Here is a 21,870-nt window from a genome sequence, read left to right as displayed (position 1 = left end):
TTAAAGATCCTTTTGATACTCCTTGCTGAATATGTCTAAAATCGCGCAGAACAGGTCAATTTCATCCTGGGAGTAGGCGGCCTCCACCTGACGAGCCGCACGCTCCAGCGGACGGTCATAGGCTTTTAGCGCCAAGGCGGCCGGCCCGGTAACTGACAAGTAGCTGACACGCCGATCCTCCTCGCTCCGGGTTTTGGTTACCAGGCCCAGCTTGACCAGTTCCCCGACTTTGATGGTGGCTGCCGCGCGAGAGATGTGCAGGGTGTCTGCCAAGGTGGTGACAGTGCACACGCCCAGGGCCTGCTGATAGGAGATGACATCCAAATACATGATGCTGTTATAGGACAACTCACCTCCTCCAGTCTTGTTTACTTGGCGCAGGTCACTGACGGTAGAGTCATAATAAAATCTGCACAGACTGTCACGCAGGTCCATAAAACAGGCGCCTCCTAAATAGTTAACCAAATTTAATTAAATTTGCTTAATCAATATAACAGAAGATTATAATGTTGTCAAGTAGGAGAAAGAAGGATGCTAAGAAGTAAAAAATCCGTCCAAGCACAGCTTGGACGGATCAGATGTACGAAAGGGAAAGGAAAGATATGCTCAGAGATCCTCCCCGCTGATGACTTGGGCTTTAATCAGGTTGGTGGAGCCGCTCTTGCCCAGGGGGACCCCAGCGGTAATCACGACCGTGTCCCCAGCCTGGACCAGCCGTTCCTTCAGAGCCACCTCGGCGGACAGAGAGAAGATGCGGTCGGTGGAGTTGACCTCTCCGGTGAGGAAGGGGATGACACCCCAGCAGATGTTCAGCTGGCGGCGCACCTTCTCATGCATGGTCAGGGCGGCCACGGGGCAGGAGGGGCGGAACCGACAGATCATCCGGGCGGTACGGCCGGAGTTAGTGGCCGCCAGGATGGCCTTGGCGTCCAAGTCCTTGGCGGTCAAACAGCAGGTGTGAGTGATGGCGTCGTTAATGTTGCTGGCCGGGACCACCCTCTGCTTTTGGAAGTGGCGCCAGTAGTCAATGGAGGCCTCCGCCTCCTCCACAATGCCTGTCATAGCTGTGAGGGCCTCCACCGGATATTTGCCCCCAGCAGTCTCGCCGGACAGCATGACGCAGCTTGTGCCGTCAAATACGGCGTTGGCCACGTCGGACACCTCTGCCCGGGTGGGCCGGGGGTTGCGCATCATGGAATCCAGCATCTGGGTGGCGGTGATGACAGGCTTGCCTGCCTGAAGGCCCTTGCGGATGATTTTCTTCTGAAGGATGGGTACCTTGGCGGCGGGGATCTCTACGCCCAGATCGCCCCGGGCCACCATAATGCCGTCGGCGGCGGCCAGGATCTCGTCGATGTTGTCTACGCCCTCCTGGTTCTCAATCTTGGCGATGATCTTCACACTTTCCCCGCCACAGTCCTGAAGGACCTGGCGGACCGCCTCAACATCGCTGGCCTGACGGACAAAGGAGGCAGCGATAAAGTCAAAGTCATTCTCCACCCCGAATCGGATGTCTGCCACATCCTTCTCGGTCAGGGCGGGCAGATGGATATGGACGCCGGGGATATTGATGGACTTATTGGCGGATAAAGTACCACCGTTCTCCACTGTGCAGACGATGTCCTCACCCCGGATCTCATCCACCCGGATGGCCACTAGGCCGTCGTCAATGAGGATCTCCTGGCCGGGGGCCACCTCCTGGTGGAGCTTGGGATAGCTGACAGAAACATGCGTCTGGTCCCCCACCTCCTCCCGTGTGGTCAGAGTGAAGGTATCCCCCGCCTCCAGGGAAATGGACTTGGTGTCGAAGTTGCGGATGCGGATCTCCGGCCCTTTGGTGTCCAAAATTGTGGCCACCGGGCGGCCCATAGCGTCACGGACAGCCTTGAGCAGACTAAGCCGCTCCAGGTGCTCCGGGTGGCTGCCGTGGGAGAAGTTGAACCGGGCCGCGTCCATTCCGGAGCGGATCAGGGTGCGAATCATATCCTCGCTGTCCACTGCGGGGCCCAGGGTGCAGATGATCTTTGTTTTTCTCATATTGATTTCCTCCTGTGGGAATCAAACTGTTCAGACTTCGTACATCCCTATCATACAGGAAAAGAGGGGCTTTGAACAGGGGGCAATTCCATGAAATTATGTCCTCTCCATGACCAAAAATCCGACAAATGGGAGGGGGGCTATCCGAATGGTGAACGGACGCAGAAGGTATGAAAAGACCCCCTCCCGCTTAGGCGGAAGGGGGCAGTCATTTTATAGGTAGGAGTCAGCCAGAGCCTTGAATTTCGGCAGGGCCCGCTGGATCATCTCGGTCTGGACACAGTAGGCGATGCGCACATGGCCGGGGGCGCCGAAGCCGGAGCCGGGGACCAGCAGCAGGTCGAACTTCTTGGCCCGCTCGCTGAAAGCCAGATCATCGGGCTCCAGGGACCGGGGGAAGAGGTAGAAAGCGCCGCCGGGCTGGGCTACATGGTACCCCATCTCCCGCAGGGAGGAGGTGAGCAGCCGGCAGTTCTCCTCGTACACCTTCAAATCAGAGGTCATATCGCAGCACAGAGAGGTCACCTGCTGGAACAGGCTGGGAGCGTTCACATAGCCCAGGGAGCGGCCCGCCCCGGCCACGGCGGCGTAGACCTCGGCAGAGTCGGTGATGTCACCGGGGACCAGCACATAGCCCAGCCGTTCGCCGGGGAGGGACAGGGACTTGGAGAAGGAGTAGCACACGATGGTGTCCCGGTAGATGTGAGGGACCCAGGGGACCTCGAAGCCCTGGAATACAATTTCACGATAGGGCTCGTCAGAGATGAGGTAGATGGGGTGTCCGTACTCCTGACTCTTGGCGGTGAGGACGGCGGCCAGCCGCTCCAGGGTGTCCTTGGAGTAGACTACGCCGGAGGGATTGTTGGGGGTGTTGACCACCACGCCCTTGGTGTGGGGGCCGACAGCCTTTTCAAAGGCCTCAAAGTCAATCTGGAAGTGGTCGATCTCCGGGGGAATGAGTACCATTTTGGCCCCCGCGCCTTCAATGAATACCTTATATTCGGGGAAATAGGGGGCAAATACGATAAACTCGTCCTCGGGGCAGGTCAGTCCGCCGAAGACACAGCAGAGAGAGGCGGCCGCCCCTACGGTGATATAGAGCTGGTCGGCGGTGTAGCTGGCCCCAAAACGGCGGTTCAGGGAGTCGGCGAATCGCTGGCGGGCCTGTGCGTCGCCCTGGGCGCTGGTGTAGCAGTGGATCAGTTCGGGCTGTTCCCGCAGAATGCGGATGGCGGTCTCGTTGACCGCGTCGGGGGCGGGAACGCTGGGATTGCCCAGCGAGAAATCAAAGACGTTTTCAGGGCCGACAACAGCGGCCCGCTGCTTGCCGTACTCAAACAGCTCACGGATCACAGACCGGGCGGTGCCCAGTCCAAGCATACGTTCAGAAACCACGGGGATGACCTCCTTATGAAAAATCGGGAAAAAAGAACAGGAACGGACCTGCTTGTCCATTATACCACGGCAATTTATCAGCGTAAAGCGGCAATTTTGAGTCAGAGGGAAGAAAAAGGGGGGAAGTTCGATGACAAGAGGGGCAAAATCAGCCACGCCTCGCCTTTACAAACGGAGAATGGGGGGCTATAATCAAAGAAATACCAGTGGAGAACGGGGAGGTGAGGGTATGCTGGAGTTGGCTGGAAGATCCATCGCGGAGCAGATCGCTATTGGACAGTTGCACTTTTACCGGCGTGAGCCCCCTGTGTTAGCCCCCCGCTCTCAACGCGGCCCCCAAGAGGAGCTGGAGCGATTCCAACAAGGACAGAGGCAGGCCGTACTGCAGTTGGCTGCCCTCTACGACCGTGCCTTTGCCGAGGTGGGGGAGGAAACAGCCTCTATTTTTGCCATCCACGCTATGCTGCTGGAGGATGAGGACCTTGTCCGAACCATCACGGACATGATACAAAGGGAGGGGGCCACGGCAGAATATGCTGTCAAGGCGGCGGGGGATGCTCTGGCCGCCGCCTTTGGAGCGATGGACAGCCCCTATATGCGGGCCAGATCGGTGGATATGCGGGACATCTCCCGCAGAATGCTCCGGGCGCTGCTGGGTCGCCGGCCAAAGGCACCCTTGACCCGGCCGGGGACCATCCTGGTCTGTGAGGAGTTTTTCCCCAGCGAGGTGATGGAGTTGGACCGCCGCTGGCTGGTGGGACTGGCGGCTATGCGGGGCAATGTGGACAGCCATACCGCTCACCTGCTGCGGGCCTATCACATCCCAGGCATGATTGAGCTGGACTTGTCCCCGGACCTGGAGTGGGAGGGACAGATCGGCCTGATGGACGGATTTGACAACAAGCTGTATTTGGATCCGGACCGGGAATTGATGGAGAAACTCCGCCTGAGGTATCAGGAGCGGGGCTGCCCCGTGGGCTGCGGGACATAGAAAGAAAAGAAAGGGGAGCGTACACATGGAGCGGGAGAAGAAGCGGAGGTTGAGCTGTACGGACTGCGGCCTGTACAACTGTCGAAACCGGGGGGAACAGTACCCGGAATTCTGTTTGACCACCGGATGTGTGGAGGCGGGGGAAACCGCTGAGTTGGACCAGATTTATGGCGGCGACACCATAGACGGGAAAATGGCTCGGGCCGCCGCCCAAATCGAGGGGCGGTATTACTGTACCAAGACCCGTGTAGAAGAAACCGTCCTGTTTATCAAGGAGATCGGGGCCAAAAAGGTAGGGATCGCCACTTGTTTTGGACTGATTAACGAAGCTAAGATCTTTGCCAAAATCTTGCAGAAAAACGGAATTGAGTATGTCAGTGTGGTGTGTAAGGTAGGGGGAGAGGACAAGGCGAATATGGGGCTAGCCCCTGAGGACACCATCTGCAAGGGGGCCCATCCGGAGACCATGTGCAACCCCATCCTCCAGGCACGGGTGCTCAACCGGGAAAAAACGGATCTGAATATCGCTATCGGCTTGTGTGTAGGCCATGACGCCCTGTTCAGCAAGTATTCTGACGCGCCGGTGACTACCCTCATCGCTAAGGACAGGGTGCTGGGCCATAACCCGGTGGCCGCTCTGTACAGCGGGTACTATAAAAAACTTTATGAGTGAATCGATCCAGGGATGCCATGGGATGATTTGAGGAACCAGACTTGAAGGTGCTATTTGAAAGAATAAACGGTGGCGCGGACTGCCTGGATAGACGTTTGGAGCAAGTACAGTTCCTGACAGGAAATTCCTTGAAAATGATCGCTGTTATGGCGATGGTTATTGACCACACCTGCAAAATCGTCCTTCAGTGGCTCTTATCAAATTACTGGGGCGTAATGGTGGATACCGGGAAACTATCCTGGGAGCAGTTTGAGAAAATTGATTATTTCATTCGATTTGATCTGCAGAGCATAGGTACAATTGCGTTTCCGCTGTTTTGCTTTTTGCTGGCAGAGGGTTTCCAACATACTAGAAACAAGAAGCGATATATCGGGTTAATGCTTGTATTTGCGCTAATCTCCGAAATACCTTTTGATATAGGATTTTTTAGCAGATATTCGCTTATGGAGGGTACATTTCCGTTTTATTTAAAATATCAAAATGTATTTTTCACTTTGTTTTTAGGCTTATTGACATTAGCGTGTCTCGAAAGATGCTCGTGCAAATCACAGGTGCGCACTGATAAAATTAAGTCAGTGGTTTTGCAAGTTGTCAGTGTGGCGCTTTTTTCTGTAATTGCTGAACTGATACGCTGTGATTACGGGATACAGGGGATCCTGTTCATATCCGCGTTCTACGTCTGCCGCAGCCATCGGGTCTATCAAGTGCTGCTGTTCCTTCTGGCATATATGGGGGCGACTGGAAATCAGCCGACTATGTGCATCCTTTTTACCTGTCTGCTCATTTTACTCTATAACGGCAGGCGGGGGAAACTGAAATTGAAGCGCTTTTTTTACGTATTCTATCCGCTGCACATTACGATTTTGTACCTATTCCGATTGCTCTTGGAAAAGTCGATGATAACCTGATCGCGCGATTTTGATTTGCCGGGGCACTGGCCCCCTGAAAAAACCTGTGCTGCGCATAACAAAGTCCTCCGTATGAATTCGATCATGCGGGGGACTCAGTTTGTTAAGCGATAATTCTGTAAGAGCGCAGACTATTGTTATTGAATCGGCATAGGGCAGACGGGGCAGAAAGTATGCACCTGTTCCTGGCCGTTGAGGATACGCAGAGCGCCCAGGGCCAGGGCCTCCATCTCGTTTTCTCCGGGGATGACCACCACCCGACACAGGTTGTGGAGATAGTCGATGACCATGCTGGTGAGCTTTTTGGAGTTGGCCAGCCCCCCGGTGAGGATGACCGCGTCGATCAGCTCATGGAAGCAGCCCAGCATGATTCCAACGCCCTTGGCGATCTGGAGGGCTTGGGCCTGGTAGACCAGGGCCGCCCACTCATCCCCGTCCTCGATACGGCGCTCCACCTCCCGGCAGTCATGGGTGCCCAGCAGGGCGGACATCCCACCCTCCCCCCGAAGCTTTTTCAGCATCTGGGCCTTGGTGTACTTGCCCGAGTAGCACAGATCCACCACATACAGCATATTCAAACTGCCCGCCCGGTCCGGGGAAAAGGGGCCGGCGTCGTCGGACACAGAGTCGATGATGCGCCCGTGGCTGTGTGCGGAAATGGAAATTCCACCCCCCAAATGGGCCACGACCAAATTCATATCCTCGTATTTCCGGCCCATGGCCTGGGCGTACTTGTGGCTGGTGGCTCTGGCGTTGAGGACGTGGCAGAAGCTGGCGCGGGTGACCTCCTTAAAGCCAGTGACACGGGCCTCCGGGGGCAGCTCATCACTGGTGACCGCGTCGTAGATATAGGCGGGGATGCGCAGCGGTTCAGCAAATTCCCGGGCCATCAATCCACCCAGGTTGGAGGCGTGGTCAAACACTGTGTGGTGGAGCAGGCAGTCGGTCAAGTTGTCATCCACCACATAGCCGCCGGCCACGATATTAGGAATGATGCCGCCCCGCCCTACCACAGCGGAAAGCTGCGTCAGGTCAAAGCCCTCCTGGGCCAGCCAGCTTCGGACCAGGGCCACCCGGTAGTCTAACTGGTCGTTGAGGGCAGGATAGGGGGACAGGTCCTGGTTGGTGTGCCCGATGCTTTTGAGCATCAACGGGTGCTCATCCTCGTAGACAGCGGCCTTGGTGCTGGTGGAGCCTGGGTTGAGGACTAAGATCTTGTGGGACATGTCAGCTTCCTCCTAATCCATGGCGGCGCAGAGCAGGATAGAGTAATATTTCTCCTCCGGCGTGGCCCCACGGGAATTGATGGTGATAGGGACCGCCGCTCCCAGCACGACTCCGGCCATCTGGCCGCCGGCCAAGCCATATAGGGCTTTGCCCAGTACGTTGCCCACGGCGATAGCGGGGACCAGCAGAATGTCCGCGTCCCCGGCCACCGGGCTGTGGTAGCCCTTCACCAGAGCCGCCTCGCGGTCGGTGGCCAGGTCCAGAGAGATGGGCCCTTCCACGATACAGGGACCGAATTCCCCCCGCTCTCCCGCTTCTTTTAGTGACAGGGCGTCCCCGGTTTCAGGCATAGCGGGATTCACCGTTTCCACAGCGCACAAGGCGGCGGCCTTGGGCCGTTCATAGCCCAGGAAGCGGCAGAAGTCCACCGCGTTTTTCAGGATATGGCCTTTCTGCTCCAGATTGGGGGCTACTACCATACCGCCGTCGGTGATGAATAGCAGCTTGTGGTAGCGGGGCACATCCAAAATAGCCACATGGGACATGACCTGGCTGGCCCGAATGCCTGTTTCCCGGTGGACCACCGCCTTGAGCAGAGTGCCGGTCTGAAGCATCCCCTTGATGAGGATATCCCCCTTTCCCTCCCGGATAAGAGCGACAGAGCGGGCAGCGCACTCCAGATCATCCTGGGCGTCTACGATCTGTTCTGGAGAGAGCTCCTCCCCCAGACTGCGGGCAATGGATCGGATCTCGTTCCGTCGGCCCACCAAGATGGGGCGGATCAGCCCGTCTCGGCGGGCGGCAAAGACTGCCTGTAAGGTGTGTTCGTCATGGGCCGCGGCTACCACCGCCTCCCTGGGGGAGAGATGTTGCAGCCGGCTCTTCAGAGCTGAAAAACTCGAGATGACCATGGGCGTCCTCTTTTCTGTCAGTTTGTCGCACCTATTCTAACATTCCAGAGAAAAAAAGTATAGGGCAAATTTGCTGTCCTTCCCCTTGACGGATGGGACCGGAATCGGTATAATATCATTTGTTATCCGCTAGTGTGGCTCAGGGGTAGAGCAGCTCACTCGTAATGAGCAGGCCGTGGGTTCGATTCCCACCACTAGCTCCACGTCGGAGCAAAGTCCGCTTTGCTCCGACGTCTTTTTATGCCTGGGGCAAAAAAGACGTCATCCGCCCGCTTCCCTGCTCCTCCTTTTCAACTGCGGCCCGCTCCGCTAGGCACACAGTTGGTGGGCCGCCCTGTGGGCGGCATTTTTCGCCATGAAGAAATATCGATTTTGACCGTCCCTGCCAGCTCGTCGCAAGCGATATGTCGCTTGCGACGAGCTTTTTCATTGTAAAGAAAGACACGACTTACGTCGTGCCTTTCTGAAAAAATAGGAAGTTTTCGATCATCAGCCCATGCACTCAGCACATCTTGGCGCCAGCGGGGATCTTGTCGTCCAGCATAAGCAGATTCAGGACCTCAGCGCCCTTCTCAGTGTGGACGGCGGAGATGAGCATACCGTTGGACTCCAGGCCCATCATTTTCCGGGGCGGCAGGTTGACGATAGCCATGAGGGTCTTGCCTACCAGGTCCTCCGGCTTGTACCATTTGGCGATGCCGGACAGGATCTGACGGTCGGTACCGGTGCCGTCGTCCAGGGTGAATTTCAGCAGCTTCTCGCTCTTCTTCACATTCTCACAGGCCTTGACCTTGACTGCTCGGAAGTCAGACTTACAGAAGGTGTCAAAGTCCACCTTGGCCTCCAGCTGGGGCTCTATTTCCAGGTCCGGGAGGGCGGACTTCCGGGCGGCTTCAGCCGCCGCCTCCAACTGGGCCAGGGCCTTCTCTGTGTCTACACGGGGGAACAGGTTTTCCCCCCGCTGGACGGTGACATCCCTCCGCAGGGAGCCGTAGACGGCGGCGCTGTCCCAGGTGCGGCACTCCTGGCAGGCGCCGATTTGGTCCAGTACCTTTCCGGCGGAGCCGGGGATAAAGGGGGTCAGCAGGATACCGGATACCCGCAGTACCTCCAGCAGGTTATACATGACCCGTGCCAGACGGGGACCGTTGGCCTCCATGTCCTTGGCCAGCACCCAGGGGGCGTTCTCGTCGATATACTTGTTGGCCCGGCCGATGACCTTAAAGATTTCCGCCAGGGCGTTCTGGAAGGCGTAGTGCTCCATCTGCTCCTCATACTTGGCGCGCAGGGAGGAGATGAGCTCCACCATCTCCCTGTCCATCTCCCCGTCTTCCGACTGATCTTCGGGCAGGGTGCCACCGAAATACTTGCCTACCATGGACACGGTTCGGGAGAGGAGGTTGCCCAGGTCGTTGGCCAGGTCCACATTGATAGTCTGAATCAGCGCTTCGTTGGAGAAGTTGCCGTCAGAGCCGAAGGGGAAGGTGCGCAGCAGGAAGAACCGCAGGGCGTCCACCCCGAACATCTCAGCCAGGATATAGGGGTCCACCACGTTACCCTTGCTCTTGGACATCTTGCCGCCGTCCAGCAGCAGCCAGCCGTGGCCAAAGACTTTCTTGGGCAGAGGCATCTCCATACTCATAAGCATGGCAGGCCAAATGATGGAGTGGAAGCGGACGATTTCCTTACCAACAAAGTGAACGTCGGCGGGCCAGAACTTTTCATAGTCGTGGTACTTGTCGTTGAACAGGCCCAGAGCGGTGGTGTAGTTGAACAGGGCGTCCACCCACACATAGACCACGTGACCGGGGTCGAAGTCCACGGGCACGCCCCAGGTAAAGGAGGTCCGGGATACGCACAGGTCCTCCAGACCGGGCTTTATAAAGTTGTTCACCATCTCGTTGACCCGGCTGCGGGGCTCCAGAAAATCGGTGTCCTCCAGCAGATGCTGGATGCGGTCGGCGTACTTGGAGAGTTTGAAAAAGTAGGCTTCCTCCTCCGCGTCCTGGACGTCTCGCCCGCAGTCGGGGCACTTGCCATCTACCAGTTGGGATTCGGTCCAGAAGGACTCGCAAGGCTTACAGTACTTGCCTATATACTTACCCTTGTAGATGTCGCCCTTTTCATACATCTTTTTAAAGATCTTTTGAATGGCGGATACGTGATAATCGTCGGTGGTGCGGATGAAACGGTCGTTGCTGATGTTCATCAGCTTCCACAGATCCTTGACTCCCTTGGGACCCTCCACGATGCCGTCTACGAACTCCTTGGGAGTAACGCCGGCCTCCTTGGCCTTGTCCTCGATTTTCTGGCCGTGTTCATCTGTACCTGTGAGGAACAGGACCTCATAACCGGTCAGCCGCTTATAGCGGGCCATGGCGTCGGTGGCTACGGTGCAGTAGGTGTGGCCGATGTGCAGCTTATCGCTGGGATAGTAGATGGGTGTGGTGATATAAAAACGCTTTTTATCCATAGTAAAGCAGCCTCCAATTTATCATGTTATTCCTCGTTCGGAATGGAGCTCTCCTCGCGTTCAGCCCCAGAGGGCATTCGCTCTCCGGCGGGGAAGGAATTGTTGGACAGTAGCGCATATCCATAGCCCAGCAGAGAGAGGAGAAAGGCAGCGGTTAGAGCTAGCTGGAACCAGCTGGGGCCGTCAGCCAGAGAGATTATCCCCAATGAGATGCCCAGCGAAGCGCAGAAGGTAAGCAGCTGAGGGTGGGAGCGGCCAAAGAAGAAACCAGCGGCGAAGTAGTGGCACAGCATCATCAGAATGGTAGCTGCCAGGGAGAAGCCGTACCGCATGGCGACGGGGTCAGTGCCGTGGAGCAGGTGGGTGGCAAACAGCCAGCACAGCCCGGTATAGCCTGGAAGGACAGAGAGCAGGGAGGTCAGCCGGTCCAGCTGGCCCCGATAGGCGGCCCGTCCGACCAGCAGCAGGGCGGCTCCGGAGCCAAAGGTGAGCAGGACCGTCAACAGCAGGACGGGCAGCAGGGCGGCGGGATAGGCGGACAGGTAGGCGTCCCGGCTGATGCGGAAGAGTTGGAACTGGTCCATCCACTCCAGCAGGCCCAGCAGGCCGGCCCCTAAAAAACAGAAGCCGGAGGCGGCCATCAGTCCCATAAAACCGGGAGAGGGACAGAAAAAGGCGTCCAGGAATCCCTCCGGCCTCCTTTTTCCACGGCAGAGGACAAGAAAGGCCAGGACCAGGAGAGCCGTCAGGGCGAGCAGGGCAAAGGTGGCCGGCGCCCCGTGGAGATAGAGTTGAGTCTGGGCGTCATAGGCGGACAGCCACTGCCAGCGGCGCAGTCCAAAGCCCGCCAGGCCGCCCCCCAGGGCCAGACCCGGCAGGATGATTTCTTTTCGCATTGTATTGTGTGCCTCCTTAAACGGAGAAAGAAGTCGTGCCCACTATCATATACCAGTTTCCTCCAAAAAGCAACAGATATACCAGAGGGCTGCGGGCCTGGAAAAAGAGGGCCTATTTGCCGCCATTCCAGCGGTCCTGGCCTTTCCCGCCGAACTGGAACCACAGGGCCAGAATCAGCAAGATGACACCGATGATTGTGCAGGCGCCGCTGAACAGGGGGGAGATGAGCCCGTTCCGCTCGAGCAGCACGGTAATGGACAGAAAAACCAGGTTGCCAAAGAGCAGGGTGCGGGCAGTGGGGTCCATCCGCTTCCTGGCGCGGTCCTTCTCGTCGGCCAGCTTGGCCTGATTGGCCTGACGTTTGGCATTGATGGTGGACTGGGAGTGGCGCTTTTTATACTTCTTGTGGCTCATGGGTCAGGGAGCTCCTTTCGTATCTGTGAGGAATCAGGGGGTAATGGTGGCCCCACCTACCACCGTGTCACCGTCATACAGGACCACGGCTTGGCCGGGAGTGATGGCCCGTTGAGGCTGGTCAAAAGCGAGGTGGATGGTGTCCGGCCCGGTCTGCTCCACAGTGCAGGGCTGCTCCGCCATGCGGTAGCGGACCTTGGCCCGCAGGCGGACAGGAGCAGAAAGGTGGTCACAGGCGATGAGGTTCAGATTCGCCGCCGTGAGGGTGGAGCCATACAGGCTGTCATTGCAGGAGAGTACCACGGAGTTATCCTGGGGCCGGACCTCCTTGACATAGAGGCGCCCACGGGTGGAGGATACCCCCAGCCCCCGCCGCTGGCCCAGGGTGTAGTCGATGATGCCGGTGTGGGCCCCCAGGACCGCTCCGCCCTCATCTAAAAAGGGGCCGGAGGGATAGCTCTTTCCAGTATACTGGCGGATAAAGGAGCCGTAGTCCCCGTCGGGGATGAAGCAGATGTCCTGGCTGTCCCCCTTCTTGGCGTTGATGAGGTCAGCTTGGGCGGCAATGGAGCGGACCTCCTCCTTGGACAGAGCGCCCAGGGGAAACAGGGAGCGGGAGAGCTGCTCCTGGTTTAGACCAGCCAGTACATAGCTCTGGTCCTTCTCTGGATGGGCCGCCTTCTTCAGCAGCCAGCGGCCGCTCCCCCGGTCCAGCTCCAGCCGGGCGTAATGGCCGGTGGCCACCTTATCCCGGCCTGACTCCAAGGCCTGCTGGAGTAAAAAGCCGAATTTGACATACCGGTTGCAGACCACGCAGGGATTAGGGGTAAGCCCCCGCTCATAGGCGGAGGTAAAGGTGTCCAGAACATGGGAGCGGAAGGGGGCGCGGGCGTCAAGCACATAGAAGGGAATACCCAGCTTCCCAGCCACGGCCCGGGCGTCCTCCACGCCATCTGGAGGTCTGTCATCCTCCCGGCTCCCGTTGACCAGCGCGCCATCAAACATCTTCAGCATAACGCCCACTAGGTCGTGTCCCTCCTGCTGAAGCAGCCAGGCGGCGGTGGAGCTGTCCACACCACCGCTCATGGCCACAGCGATTCGATTTTGCATATGGGGACACCTCCTGCCGGGACAAATAAGGGTCAATCCGGCGATTTGCCGAAATTCGTTACAAAGTATATCACACTTTGGCCCTTGTATCAACCAAAAAGGCCAGAAAGAGGAAAGAAAGTTCCCGTTTTCTCTCGTTTCTTCAAAAAATATATGTTGTATCCGTTGGTAAAAAATAAGAGGCGACATACAAGATGTAGTGGACAAAACAAAAAGGACATGGTATACTTCTCCCCTGACAGTGTCTGGCGGCCATGCCGCCGGTTAGATAGTATACCATAAAGATACGGGAGAGGGAGACCAGCTATGAAAGTGATCAAGCGCGATGGGACCATCGTGGATTATGACCGAAGCAAGATCGTTACCGCCATCGAAAAGGCCAACGCCGAGGTGCCGCCGGAGGAACAGCTTGACCGGGCGCGCATCGACGCCATCATCGACCACATCGAGGGACTCAAGCGCCAGCGGATGCTGGTGGAGGACATCCAGGACCTGGTGGAGCAGGGGCTGGTGGAGGAAAACAAGTTCCACCTGGCCAAGACCTACATCATTTACCGCTATAACCGGGCCCTGGTACGCAAGGCTAACACCACCGACGAGTCTATCCTCTCTCTGCTGCGCAACGAGAACCAGGAGCTGGCAGAGGAGAACTCCAACAAGAACACCATGATCGCAGCCACCCAGCGGGACTATATCGCCGGGGAGGTGAGCCGGGATCTGACCCGGCGCATCCTGCTGCCCGAGCATATCTCCAAGGCCCACGACGAGGGGACCATCCACTTCCACGATGCAGACTACTTTGTCCAGCCCATTTTTAACTGCTGCCTCATCAACATTGGGGATATGCTGGACAACGGCACTGTGATGAACGGCAAGCTCATCGAGAGCCCCAAGAGCTTCCAGGTGGCCTGTACCGTCACCACCCAGATCATCGCCTGCGTGGCCTCCAACCAGTACGGAGGGCAGAGCGTGGATATGAGCCATCTGGGCAAGTATCTCCGCCGCAGCCGGGAGAAATTCAAAAAGCACATCGCCTATGAATGTGCCGGACAGGTGGACGAGGCTACCCTGGAGCGGCTGGTGGCCGACCGTCTGCGGGATGAGCTGAAATCCGGTGTCCAGACTATCCAGTATCAAATCAATACCCTGATGACGACCAACGGACAGTCTCCCTTTGTCACTCTGTTCCTCAACCTCCAGGAAGATGACCCCTATCTGGAAGAGAACGCTATGATCGTGGAGGAGGTGCTGCGCCAGCGGCTGGAGGGCATCAAGAACGAAAAGGGAGTCTATATCACCCCCGCCTTCCCCAAGCTGGTGTATGTGCTGGACGAGCACAACTGCCTCAAAGGGGGCAAATATGACTACATCACGGAACTGGCCGTCAAGTGCTCCGCCAAGCGGATGTACCCCGACTATATCTCCGCCAAGAAGATGCGGGAGAACTATGAGGGCAACGTGTTCTCGCCCATGGGTTGCCGCTCCTTCCTGGCCCCCTGGAAGGATGAGAATGGGAATTATAAGTTCGAGGGCCGCTTCAACCAGGGAGTGGTCTCCCTCAACCTGCCCCAGATTGGCATTCTGGCCAGGGGGGATGAGGAGAAGTTCTGGACGCTGCTGGAGGAGCGGCTGGACCTGTGCTTCGAGGCCATTATGTGCCGGCACAACGCGCTGAAAAACGTGAAGTCCGACTCCTCACCCATCCATTGGCAGTACGGGGCAATCGCCCGCCTGCCCAAGGGGGCTCCCATTGAGCCACTGCTGTACGGCGGGTACTCCTCCATCTCTCTGGGTTATATCGGGCTGTACGAGGTGACCAAGCTGATGAAGGGCTGCTCCCACACCCAGCCGGGCGGCACAGAGTTCGCCCTCAGGCTGATGAACCGGCTGCGCCGGGCCTGTGACGACTGGAAGAAGGAGACGAATATCGGCTTTGCCCTCTATGGCACACCCGCCGAATCTCTGTGTTACCGCTTCGCACGCATTGATAAGGAGCGGTTTGGCACGATACCTGACGTAACTGACAAGGGGTATTATACAAATAGTTATCATGTGGACGTGCGGGAACACATCGACGCCTTTGAAAAGTTCACCTTTGAGAGCCAGTTCCAGAAGATTTCCACCGGCGGGTGCATCTCCTATGTGGAGATCCCCAATATGCGCCACAATCTGGAGGCCATGAAGGAGGTTGTCCGCTTCATCTATGACAATATCCAATACGCCGAGTTCAATACCAAGAGCGACTACTGCCAGGTGTGCGGCTTCGACGGGGAGATCGTCATCAACGACGACAACCAGTGGGAGTGCCCCTGCTGCCACAACAAGGATCGGTCCAAGATGAACGTCACCCGCCGTACCTGCGGCTATCTGGGAGAGAACTACTGGAACGTGGGCAAAACCAAGGAGATCAAGTCCAGAGTGTTGCACCTTTAAGTGAATTAGAAATTGAGGAGGTCGGCTGTGATGGGTCCGTTGCCCCCCCGTGTTCCCATTTCTAACTCCTTATTCCTCATTCCGGAAAGTTTGGAGGTTTTGCCATGAACTATGCCGACATTCGCCCCATCGACGTGGCCAATGGGCCGGGGGTACGGACTTCCATCTTTGTGTCTGGCTGTACCCACCACTGCAAAGAGTGCTTTAACCCGGAGACTTGGGACTTCGCATACGGTCAGCCCTTCGGCGGGGAGCAGATACAGGAGATACTGGATTGCCTGTCCAAACCCTACATTCGTGGTTTGTCCCTGCTGGGGGGCGAGCCCTTCGAGCCTCAGAACCAGCGGGCGGTGCTGGAACTGGTCCGGGCGGTCCGAGCCCGGTTTCCAGAAAAGGACATCTGGTGCTACTCCGGCTATCTGTTTGAAAGCCTTCGGGACAGCCAGGTGGGAGAATACAGCCAGGAGCTGTTAAAGGAACTGGATGTACTGGTGGACGGGCCCTTTGTCCTGGAAAAGAAGGATTTGTCCCTCCGGTTCCGGGGATCGTCCAACCAGCGGTTGATTGACGTGCCCGCTTCACTGAGAGCGGGGGCGGCAGTGCTGTGGGACGGCGCGGAATAAAATAGAGAACGGGAGCCCCGGCGGTACAGCCGGGGCTCCCGTTTTATTAGAGGAGGCGCAGGGGAGGGCCATCCAGAGGGATAACCCGGTCCGCCATGGACAGGATATCCTCCTCGTGACTGGACAGCAGGATAGGCAGGCCCAATGTCCTCATCCTGTCCATGATACGCCCGGCCCGCTCCCGGTCCACCCCGGCAAAGGGCTCATCCAGCAGATAGAGCCGGGCGGGGAGGGACAGGCACCGGGCCAGAGCCAGCCGTCTGCCCATGCCGCCGGACAGGGCGGGGGGATAGACGGATGCTTCGCCGCCCAGCTCCACCAACTCCAGCAGTCGGGACACGTCCTTCCAGCGATCCTTGGGCAGTACGTCAGTGAGGTGCTGTCCCACCGACCGCCAGGGGAGAAGGCGGTTTTCTTGAAACAGGATAGCGATCTCCCTGGGACTGATGCCGGAGACCGTGCCGCTCTGGGGCCGCTCCAGACCGGCCAACACCCGCAGCAGGGTGGTCTTGCCGCAGCCGGAGGGACCCCGCAGGGCGGTGATGCCGGCATCGGGGAGGGAGAGGGAAAAGCGGTCCAGCACCTTTTTCTCTCCAAAGGAGACGCTGAGTGATCGACAGGAGATCACAACTGAGTCCCCCCCTTCTGCTCCAGCATCAGCCGGAGTCCACGCTCCAGCGCCAGGCTGAGGGCCACCACCACAGCGGTCCAGGCAAAGAGATCCGGGATTTCCAGAGAGAGCTTAGAACTGTAAATCTGAGTGCCCATGGCCAAAGAGGGGGTACATAGCACCTCGGCGGCCACACCGGATTTCCAGGCCAGACCCACAGAGGTGATGAGGGCGGAGAGAAAGTATGGCCGGAGAGAGGGGAGATAGATCAGCCGTATGGCCTTGCTCCGCGAGAAGCGGTAGGCGCGGGCCAGCTCCAGAAGCTGGGCGTCAGTGGCCTCGATGCCGTGGACCAGGTTCTCCCACGTAACCGGCAGAACCATAAGGGCGGAGATGATGGCAGGTACCTGGTCCCGCTGCGTCCATAGCAGGACCAGCAGGATAAAGGAGACCACTGGGGTGGCCCGGATGATTCGGATGGGCGGGGACAGGAGCCGGGCACACCAGGAGCTGGCGCAGGTGAGACCGGCCAGCAGTCCGCCCAGCACCACTCCGGCGAACAGGCCCGCTGCCACCCGGAGAAAGGTGGCCCCCACGGAGGCCCAGAAGGAAACCTGTCCTACCAGAGCGGCCAGGGCGGCCAACACGGTGAGGGGGTAGGGAAGGAGCAGTTCGTTCCCCCGGCCCTCCACATGAAGCTCCACCAACCAGGCGGCAAGCTGCCAAGCCCCCAGCCAGAAGGCCGGGGGCAGCAAGGCGCGGATGAAATTGGGCCGCCCTTTACTCCCCGCCATAGTAGAAGGCGTCGTAGGGCATCCCGCCGCCGATGGAAGCGGGGTCGGTACGGAATAGGACGGCGTAGTAGCCCTCCAGAGCGGCGCGCATCTCCTGGCCCGTTAAGAAGGTCAGATTGCACTGGGGAATGGCCGCCTGGGCCACCTGTTCATTGGGGGCGATGCCGTATTTCGCCACCAGGGCGGCTCCGTCAGCAGCGTTGCCCTCCTCCGTCATGAAGGTGATGGAGTCGCCGTACAGGTCTAGCAGAGCGTCGATCAGCATGGGATTTTCCTGGATGAATTCGGTCCGGGCTACCACGCAGCCCATGGGCAGGACCCCTTGATCCAGTTTCTCCCACTCGTCAGACAGGGACAGGGCCTGACGAACGCCGGTGTCCTGTACCATCAGGGCGGTGGCGGCGGGGACAGGGAGCATACAGATGGCCTGTTCCGAGGAAACCATTTTAGCCGAAACCTCCTGGGCGGTCATCCACTGGATGTCTAAGGTAGAGGGGTCCACCCCGTTTGCCGTGAGGAGATGGTCCAATACATACTCCGGGTTTGCTCTCTGGCCAGTGGCGTAAATTGTCTTGCCCCGCAGGTCAGCCATAGAGTGGACGCTGTCCCCTTTCTCCAGAATATAGAGCACCCCCAGAGTGTTGACCGCCAACACCTGAATGGCCCCATCGCTTTTGGTGTACAGATTGGCAGCCACGTTGGTAGCGATGGCGGCCACATCGGCGGAGCCATTGACCAGGGCATCGGTGACCTGATTGTTGTCCGCCACAACAGTAGTGTTCAAAGTAAATGGGGCGTCTGTGGGGGCGCTGCCGGCAGCGTAGCTGTCCACCAAATAAGCGGCCCCGACGCCGGTAGGACCGCTGAGGACCATAAAGTTGATCTCCGGAATATCAGACGGGCCGGGAATCTCCTGGGACGAGTCGCCTGACGAGGAACCGCCGGAGGAGATGTCCCCGGAGGCAGAGCTGGAGGAGTCGTTCTTACTGGCGCTTGGTTTACAGCCGGCTAGGCTGGCCAGCACCAGGGCGGCGCACAGCAAGAGAGAGAGTTTTCGTTTCATGTGGATCATCCTTTCTGATAGAGCGGTGGGGACAGAAGCTCACAGGAACCCTTCCAGACCGGCCGGGTCGGAGATGGAGATGGTCTTTCCGTGGCGGGAGATGAGGCCGCTCTCCTCCAGGGACTGGAAAGCCCGATAGAGGGAGGCACGGCTCAAGCCCAGCCGCCGGGCCAGGTCGGTGGCGGCACAGGTGAGCTGCCCCTCCCGGACATTGGCCAGCAGGTACCGAGCCAGTTTTCCCTCGGCTCCGGACTGGACCAGGGATTGCAGCCTGCCGGACAGAAAGCGGATTCGGCCGGTGAGGTAGCACAGGTAGTTTTCCCGGAGCGGCCCGTCCTGAGCCAGTAAGCGGTCCATGCTGTTCTGAGGCAGCATCAGGCAGCGGCTGCTCCGCCGAGCGGTAATGGTGGTAACAAATTCCGGAGCCTCGGTGTACAGGGCGGCGGCTCCAAACAGATCCCCAGGCTCCAGATAGCTGACGGTCAAAGTCCCCTTGGTGACCTGAAGCCTGCCGGCTAGCAGAATGCCCAGGCAGCGGCAAAAATGGCTTGGACTATACACCATGGCCCCGGTGGGAAAGAACTCCAGCCGGCCCTCCTGTGTGATTTGGTCCAACAGGGCGGGGGAGCAGTGCCGAAGGAGCGGGCAGCCCTCCAGAATCTCCCAATCTTCTTGGTTCAGCGGCAGAACAGGCACCTCCAAACTGTCTTATTTGATACAGAATGATTGTATGACAGGGGAGAGGAAAAGTCAACCCCGGCTCTGGGTTCCAGAACCGGGGCCAGGGAGTCGATCCTTCCCTGGAGCGTACAGCTCCGGACGGAAGATCCCATCCACCCTCCGACTCAGCTTCTGGAGGTGGGCAGGCTGCTCTGTGATAGCGGCAGGGCCGCCTTCCGCTGCGCTGTCGTCCTTTATCGGCTGGCCAGATAGGCCGCCGGGCCGCTCTCATACAGATCCCCGCCGTGGGCGTCCAGGATAACGGTAAGGGGGAAGTCCTCCACCTCCAGGCGGCGCACGGCCTCACAGCCCAGATCTTCCCAGCAGAGGACCTCCAGCGCCTTCACGCTGGACGCCATCAAGGCCCCCGCGCCCCCCAGGGCGGCCAGGTAGACGGCCCCATTCCGGACCACGGCGTCCTTGACTGTTTGGCTGCGTTTGCCCTTGCCGATCATGACGGCTTGGCCCAGGTCCAGCAGGCGGGGGGAGTAGGCGTCCATCCGGCCGCTGGTGGTAGGGCCGGCGGAGCCGATGACCTGTCCGGGGCGCTCTGGGGTGGGGCCCACATAGTACAGGGCGGAGCCCTCCACAGGGAAGGGCAGGGGCTCCCCCCGGTCAAGCAGCTCCATCATGCGCTGATGGGCGGCGTCCCGGGCGGTGTAGACCGGCCCGGACAGCAGAACGGTGTCTCCCGCCCGGAGGGGGGCTAAGTCATCCTTTGACACCGGGGTGGTCAGACGATACTGCATGAAAACAGCCTCCTTAACTGATTGGATGGGTATACAGGGTTACAGGTGGTCCGACAGAAAGCGGTGGATCGTATCCGCGAGCTCTTGTGGGCGGCAGCGGTACAGATCGTGGGGAAGGTCTAACAGATGGAGAGAGGAGACGGAAAAAGCGGAGAGATACGTTCTTGCGCACATCCGCCATTCCTCCTGGGGGAGAGGGGTGCCCTTGCCGTTGGAAACCAGGAACAGCGCGGGGACAGAGGCTGGCGGCCCCTCCTGCTGTACCTGACGGATGGAGCGGGGCAGGTCCCTTGCCTCATTGACCCATACGACACTGACGAAGTTCCGGCGGGCGGCAGGGGCCAGTTCCCTCCGTTCCGAGGCGGGGAAGCGCCTCAGCAGGGCGCGGGAGGTAAGGCGGAAGAGCAGCCCGCGCTTCCAACTGGAGCGATGGAGGTCCTCCAGCCGGCGATGGACAGTCTCCAGCTCCATGTGCTGATAGACCTGCGGTACAGCGGGGTCCAGCCCAACCAGAGCGGAGACCTCCTCCGGATATTTGCGGGCCCAGTGAAGGGCCTCCAGAAAGCCCATGCTGTGGGCGGCCAGCACCACTGGAAGAGGGCGCTCCAAGGCGGCCAGCACGCCGCGGTATTCCTCTACCATAGTGTCTACATCTCTGGGGGCATCTGTCAGGCCGCTGTGTCCATAGCCGAATTTGGAGGGGATGAGGACCGAGTACCATGGGCTCAGAGCGTCCGCCAGAGGGGCATACTCCAGTCCGGGGAACAGAATGTTGGAACCGGACAGAATGAGAAGGGTGACCGGTCCGACGCCCGTGCAGGATACCTGGAGGCTCCGGCCGTCTATGGCAATCATTTTTTCGTCCATGGCGGGCACCTCCCGATGAGCGCTCACAGTTCAGTCGAGGCCCGGCGGGTGACGTGACAGCTGACATTCACCGCCACGGGCAGCCCCGCCACATGGGTGGGGGCGGTCTCTACGGCCAGCCCCAGGCAGGTGGTCCGGCCGCCGAAGCCCTGGGGCCCAATGCCCAGGCCGTTGATTTCTTCCAGCAGCTCCGCCTCCAGGGCGGCGTAGAAGGGGTCCGGATTGGGCTGGTCAATGGGACGGAGGAGAGCGTGCTTGGCCATGGCGGCCACTTTGTCAAAGGAGCCGCCGATGCCCACACCCAACACCACAGGGGGACAGGGGTTGGAGCCGGCCTGCTTTACGGTGTCCACCACAAAGCGCCGGACGCCCTCCACCCCGTCGGCGGGCTTGAGCATGGCTAGCCGGCTCATGTTCTCCGAGCCGAAGCCCTTGGGAGCCACGGTGATGGTGCATCTGTTCCCCGGCACCAGCCGCAGGGTGATGGCGGCGGGGGTGTTGTCCCCGGTGTTTACCCGCCGCAGGGGGTCGGCCACAATGGATTTGCGGAGATAGCCCTCCCCGTAGCCCCGCTGGACTCCTGTGTGGATGGCCTGCTCAAAGTCCCCCTGAATATGGACCTCTTGGCCCAGCTCCACAAACACACAGGCCATTCCTGTGTCCTGACAGATGGGGAGCTCCTTCTCCCCGGCCAGCTCCAGATTGTCCCACAGCAGGCCCAATGTCTCCTGAGCCAGGGGCCAAGGTTCCTCACGGCGGCTCCGGGCCAAGGCGGCCACGACGTCGGGGGGGAGCTGGGTGTTGGCCCGGACACACAACCGGGCCACTGCGTCGGTGACGGCGGCGGAAGAAATGGTCCTCATATTGGTTACCTCCCGGAATGGATAATCGTTTGATTGGGATGATTGTAACATAGCCCAGTGTGAAATTCAATTTTCTGCTGTTAGTTCCAGGAAAACAGCCGGACCGGGCAAA

General features: G+C 59.0%; 22 protein-coding genes and 1 tRNA gene. 7 read left to right on the top strand and 16 right to left on the bottom strand.

Annotated features, from left to right (window positions below; translation table 11 throughout):
• From ACEVJK_RS08150 to ACEVJK_RS08140, 3 genes are all read right to left on the bottom strand, one after another.
• A complete protein-coding gene (locus ACEVJK_RS08150) occupies positions 1 to 435 on the bottom strand; it encodes a MarR family winged helix-turn-helix transcriptional regulator (RefSeq protein WP_147573206.1) in 435 nt (144 codons plus the stop codon).
• A 171-nt stretch (positions 436 to 606) separates the two neighbouring features.
• On the bottom strand, positions 607 to 2,037 hold the full coding sequence (pyk, locus tag ACEVJK_RS08145; RefSeq protein WP_186851829.1) for a pyruvate kinase: 1,431 nt from the start codon (positions 2,035 to 2,037) through the stop codon (positions 607 to 609).
• Between the two features lie 213 nt (positions 2,038 to 2,250).
• The gene (locus ACEVJK_RS08140; RefSeq protein WP_147573210.1) at positions 2,251 to 3,432 is read right to left on the bottom strand and encodes a pyridoxal phosphate-dependent aminotransferase; all 1,182 of its coding nucleotides are present in this window, start codon (positions 3,430 to 3,432) and stop codon (positions 2,251 to 2,253) included.
• 15 nt (positions 3,433 to 3,447) lie between these two features.
• Between ACEVJK_RS08140 and ACEVJK_RS08135 the strand changes: the two genes are divergently transcribed.
• Genes ACEVJK_RS08135 through ACEVJK_RS08120 form a run of 4 tightly spaced genes read left to right on the top strand, consistent with a single transcriptional unit; the run spans position 3,448 to position 6,004 of the window.
• On the top strand, positions 3,448 to 3,624 hold the full coding sequence (locus ACEVJK_RS08135; RefSeq protein ID WP_186851830.1) for a hypothetical protein: 177 nt from the start codon (positions 3,448 to 3,450) through the stop codon (positions 3,622 to 3,624).
• A 37-nt stretch (positions 3,625 to 3,661) separates the two neighbouring features.
• Positions 3,662 to 4,423: a phosphoenolpyruvate-utilizing N-terminal domain-containing protein gene (locus ACEVJK_RS08130; protein WP_186851831.1), complete on the top strand. Its 762-nt coding sequence runs from the start codon at positions 3,662 to 3,664 to the stop codon at positions 4,421 to 4,423.
• 25 nt (positions 4,424 to 4,448) lie between these two features.
• Positions 4,449 to 5,096: a DUF1847 domain-containing protein gene (locus tag ACEVJK_RS08125; protein WP_147573214.1), complete on the top strand. Its 648-nt coding sequence runs from the start codon at positions 4,449 to 4,451 to the stop codon at positions 5,094 to 5,096.
• Positions 5,097 to 5,143: 47 nt separating this feature from the next.
• Entirely contained in the window at positions 5,144 to 6,004 is an 861-nt protein-coding gene (locus ACEVJK_RS08120) for a conjugal transfer protein TraX (RefSeq protein ID WP_262670222.1), read from the top strand.
• A 137-nt stretch (positions 6,005 to 6,141) separates the two neighbouring features.
• Here the strand turns inward: ACEVJK_RS08120 and buk are convergent, their stop codons facing one another.
• Both buk and ACEVJK_RS08110 read right to left on the bottom strand, forming a co-directional pair.
• Positions 6,142 to 7,230, bottom strand: a complete 1,089-nt coding sequence (gene buk / locus ACEVJK_RS08115) for a butyrate kinase (protein WP_374740356.1) — start codon at positions 7,228 to 7,230, stop codon at positions 6,142 to 6,144.
• A gap of 12 nt (positions 7,231 to 7,242) precedes the next feature.
• Positions 7,243 to 8,142: a bifunctional enoyl-CoA hydratase/phosphate acetyltransferase gene (locus tag ACEVJK_RS08110; RefSeq protein ID WP_147573221.1), complete on the bottom strand. Its 900-nt coding sequence runs from the start codon at positions 8,140 to 8,142 to the stop codon at positions 7,243 to 7,245.
• A 128-nt stretch (positions 8,143 to 8,270) separates the two neighbouring features.
• Here ACEVJK_RS08110 and ACEVJK_RS08105 point away from each other — a divergent pair.
• A tRNA-Thr gene (locus ACEVJK_RS08105) sits at positions 8,271 to 8,345 on the top strand.
• Between the two features lie 299 nt (positions 8,346 to 8,644).
• On the opposite strand, the gene metG is transcribed toward ACEVJK_RS08105, so the two are convergent.
• From metG to mnmA, 4 genes are all read right to left on the bottom strand, one after another.
• Positions 8,645 to 10,615 (bottom strand): methionine--tRNA ligase, encoded by a 1,971-nt coding sequence (gene metG / locus ACEVJK_RS08100; protein WP_147573223.1) that lies wholly within the window; start codon positions 10,613 to 10,615, stop codon positions 8,645 to 8,647.
• Between the two features lie 26 nt (positions 10,616 to 10,641).
• The gene (locus ACEVJK_RS08095; RefSeq protein ID WP_374740355.1) at positions 10,642 to 11,511 is read right to left on the bottom strand and encodes a hypothetical protein; all 870 of its coding nucleotides are present in this window, start codon (positions 11,509 to 11,511) and stop codon (positions 10,642 to 10,644) included.
• A 112-nt stretch (positions 11,512 to 11,623) separates the two neighbouring features.
• Positions 11,624 to 11,926 (bottom strand): hypothetical protein, encoded by a 303-nt coding sequence (locus tag ACEVJK_RS08090; protein ID WP_147573227.1) that lies wholly within the window; start codon positions 11,924 to 11,926, stop codon positions 11,624 to 11,626.
• A gap of 33 nt (positions 11,927 to 11,959) precedes the next feature.
• Complete coding sequence (gene mnmA, locus ACEVJK_RS08085) at positions 11,960 to 13,036, bottom strand: tRNA 2-thiouridine(34) synthase MnmA (protein WP_374740354.1); 1,077 nt, start codon at positions 13,034 to 13,036, stop codon at positions 11,960 to 11,962.
• A gap of 306 nt (positions 13,037 to 13,342) precedes the next feature.
• Here mnmA and nrdD point away from each other — a divergent pair, with 306 nt between their 5' ends.
• Positions 13,343 to 15,469, top strand: a complete 2,127-nt coding sequence (gene nrdD / locus ACEVJK_RS08080; RefSeq protein ID WP_186851839.1) for an anaerobic ribonucleoside-triphosphate reductase — start codon at positions 13,343 to 13,345, stop codon at positions 15,467 to 15,469.
• 104 nt (positions 15,470 to 15,573) lie between these two features.
• Positions 15,574 to 16,092, top strand: a complete 519-nt coding sequence (gene nrdG, locus ACEVJK_RS08075) for an anaerobic ribonucleoside-triphosphate reductase activating protein (RefSeq protein WP_262670173.1) — start codon at positions 15,574 to 15,576, stop codon at positions 16,090 to 16,092.
• A 46-nt stretch (positions 16,093 to 16,138) separates the two neighbouring features.
• On the opposite strand, the gene ACEVJK_RS08070 is transcribed toward nrdG, so the two are convergent.
• The 7 genes from ACEVJK_RS08070 to ACEVJK_RS08040 form a co-directional block, all read right to left on the bottom strand.
• Positions 16,139 to 16,720, bottom strand: coding sequence for an ATP-binding cassette domain-containing protein (locus tag ACEVJK_RS08070; protein WP_374740353.1), 582 nt, complete (start codon positions 16,718 to 16,720; stop codon positions 16,139 to 16,141).
• On the bottom strand, positions 16,717 to 17,496 hold the full coding sequence (locus ACEVJK_RS08065) for an ABC transporter permease (RefSeq protein WP_374740352.1): 780 nt from the start codon (positions 17,494 to 17,496) through the stop codon (positions 16,717 to 16,719). Before ACEVJK_RS08065 ends, ACEVJK_RS08070 begins: the two co-directional genes overlap by 4 nt.
• Entirely contained in the window at positions 17,483 to 18,559 is a 1,077-nt protein-coding gene (locus ACEVJK_RS08060; RefSeq protein WP_374740351.1) for an ABC transporter substrate-binding protein, read from the bottom strand. The genes ACEVJK_RS08065 and ACEVJK_RS08060 overlap by 14 nt, the downstream gene beginning before the upstream one ends.
• A 39-nt stretch (positions 18,560 to 18,598) precedes the next feature.
• Positions 18,599 to 19,255: a Crp/Fnr family transcriptional regulator gene (locus ACEVJK_RS08055; protein WP_262670168.1), complete on the bottom strand. Its 657-nt coding sequence runs from the start codon at positions 19,253 to 19,255 to the stop codon at positions 18,599 to 18,601.
• Positions 19,256 to 19,473: 218 nt separating this feature from the next.
• Positions 19,474 to 20,028, bottom strand: coding sequence for a Fe-S-containing hydro-lyase (locus ACEVJK_RS08050; RefSeq protein ID WP_147573238.1), 555 nt, complete (start codon positions 20,026 to 20,028; stop codon positions 19,474 to 19,476).
• 39 nt (positions 20,029 to 20,067) lie between these two features.
• Positions 20,068 to 20,895, bottom strand: coding sequence for an alpha/beta fold hydrolase (locus ACEVJK_RS08045; RefSeq protein WP_374740350.1), 828 nt, complete (start codon positions 20,893 to 20,895; stop codon positions 20,068 to 20,070).
• Between the two features lie 23 nt (positions 20,896 to 20,918).
• On the bottom strand, positions 20,919 to 21,758 hold the full coding sequence (locus ACEVJK_RS08040) for a fumarate hydratase (protein ID WP_374740348.1): 840 nt from the start codon (positions 21,756 to 21,758) through the stop codon (positions 20,919 to 20,921).
• Positions 21,759 to 21,870: the final 112 nt, after the last annotated feature.

It is taken from the genome of Flintibacter sp. P01028, assembly GCF_041925235.1.
GTDB classification, from domain to species: domain Bacteria; phylum Bacillota; class Clostridia; order Oscillospirales; family Oscillospiraceae; genus Lawsonibacter; species Lawsonibacter aceti.
Note: the sequence above shows the minus strand (reverse complement) of the source record. Positions and strands in the feature narration are given on the sequence as shown.

Bases quoted from the DNA above. Each gene is read 5' to 3' on its own strand.
- ACEVJK_RS08050 (WP_147573238.1), bottom strand. From the start codon at position 20,028: ATGCAGTATCGTCTGACCACCCCGGTGTCAAAGGATGACTTAGCCCCC.
- ACEVJK_RS08065 (WP_374740352.1), bottom strand. From the start codon at position 17,496: ATGGCGGGGAGTAAAGGGCGGCCCAATTTCATCCGCGCCTTGCTGCCC.
- ACEVJK_RS08060 (WP_374740351.1), bottom strand. From the start codon at position 18,559: ATGAAACGAAAACTCTCTCTCTTGCTGTGCGCCGCCCTGGTGCTGGCC.
- ACEVJK_RS08095 (WP_374740355.1), bottom strand. From the start codon at position 11,511: ATGCGAAAAGAAATCATCCTGCCGGGTCTGGCCCTGGGGGGCGGCCTG.
- ACEVJK_RS08150 (WP_147573206.1), bottom strand. From the start codon at position 435: ATGGACCTGCGTGACAGTCTGTGCAGATTTTATTATGACTCTACCGTC.
- metG (WP_147573223.1), bottom strand. From the start codon at position 10,615: ATGGATAAAAAGCGTTTTTATATCACCACACCCATCTACTATCCCAGC.
- ACEVJK_RS08130 (WP_186851831.1), top strand. From the start codon at position 3,662: ATGCTGGAGTTGGCTGGAAGATCCATCGCGGAGCAGATCGCTATTGGA.
- ACEVJK_RS08040 (WP_374740348.1), bottom strand. From the start codon at position 21,758: ATGAGGACCATTTCTTCCGCCGCCGTCACCGACGCAGTGGCCCGGTTG.
- ACEVJK_RS08125 (WP_147573214.1), top strand. From the start codon at position 4,449: ATGGAGCGGGAGAAGAAGCGGAGGTTGAGCTGTACGGACTGCGGCCTG.
- nrdD (WP_186851839.1), top strand. From the start codon at position 13,343: ATGAAAGTGATCAAGCGCGATGGGACCATCGTGGATTATGACCGAAGC.
- pyk (WP_186851829.1), bottom strand. From the start codon at position 2,037: ATGAGAAAAACAAAGATCATCTGCACCCTGGGCCCCGCAGTGGACAGC.
- ACEVJK_RS08045 (WP_374740350.1), bottom strand. From the start codon at position 20,895: ATGGACGAAAAAATGATTGCCATAGACGGCCGGAGCCTCCAGGTATCC.
- mnmA (WP_374740354.1), bottom strand. From the start codon at position 13,036: ATGCAAAATCGAATCGCTGTGGCCATGAGCGGTGGTGTGGACAGCTCC.
- ACEVJK_RS08110 (WP_147573221.1), bottom strand. From the start codon at position 8,142: ATGGTCATCTCGAGTTTTTCAGCTCTGAAGAGCCGGCTGCAACATCTC.
- ACEVJK_RS08090 (WP_147573227.1), bottom strand. From the start codon at position 11,926: ATGAGCCACAAGAAGTATAAAAAGCGCCACTCCCAGTCCACCATCAAT.
- ACEVJK_RS08135 (WP_186851830.1), top strand. From the start codon at position 3,448: ATGAAAAATCGGGAAAAAAGAACAGGAACGGACCTGCTTGTCCATTAT.
- nrdG (WP_262670173.1), top strand. From the start codon at position 15,574: ATGAACTATGCCGACATTCGCCCCATCGACGTGGCCAATGGGCCGGGG.
- buk (WP_374740356.1), bottom strand. From the start codon at position 7,230: ATGTCCCACAAGATCTTAGTCCTCAACCCAGGCTCCACCAGCACCAAG.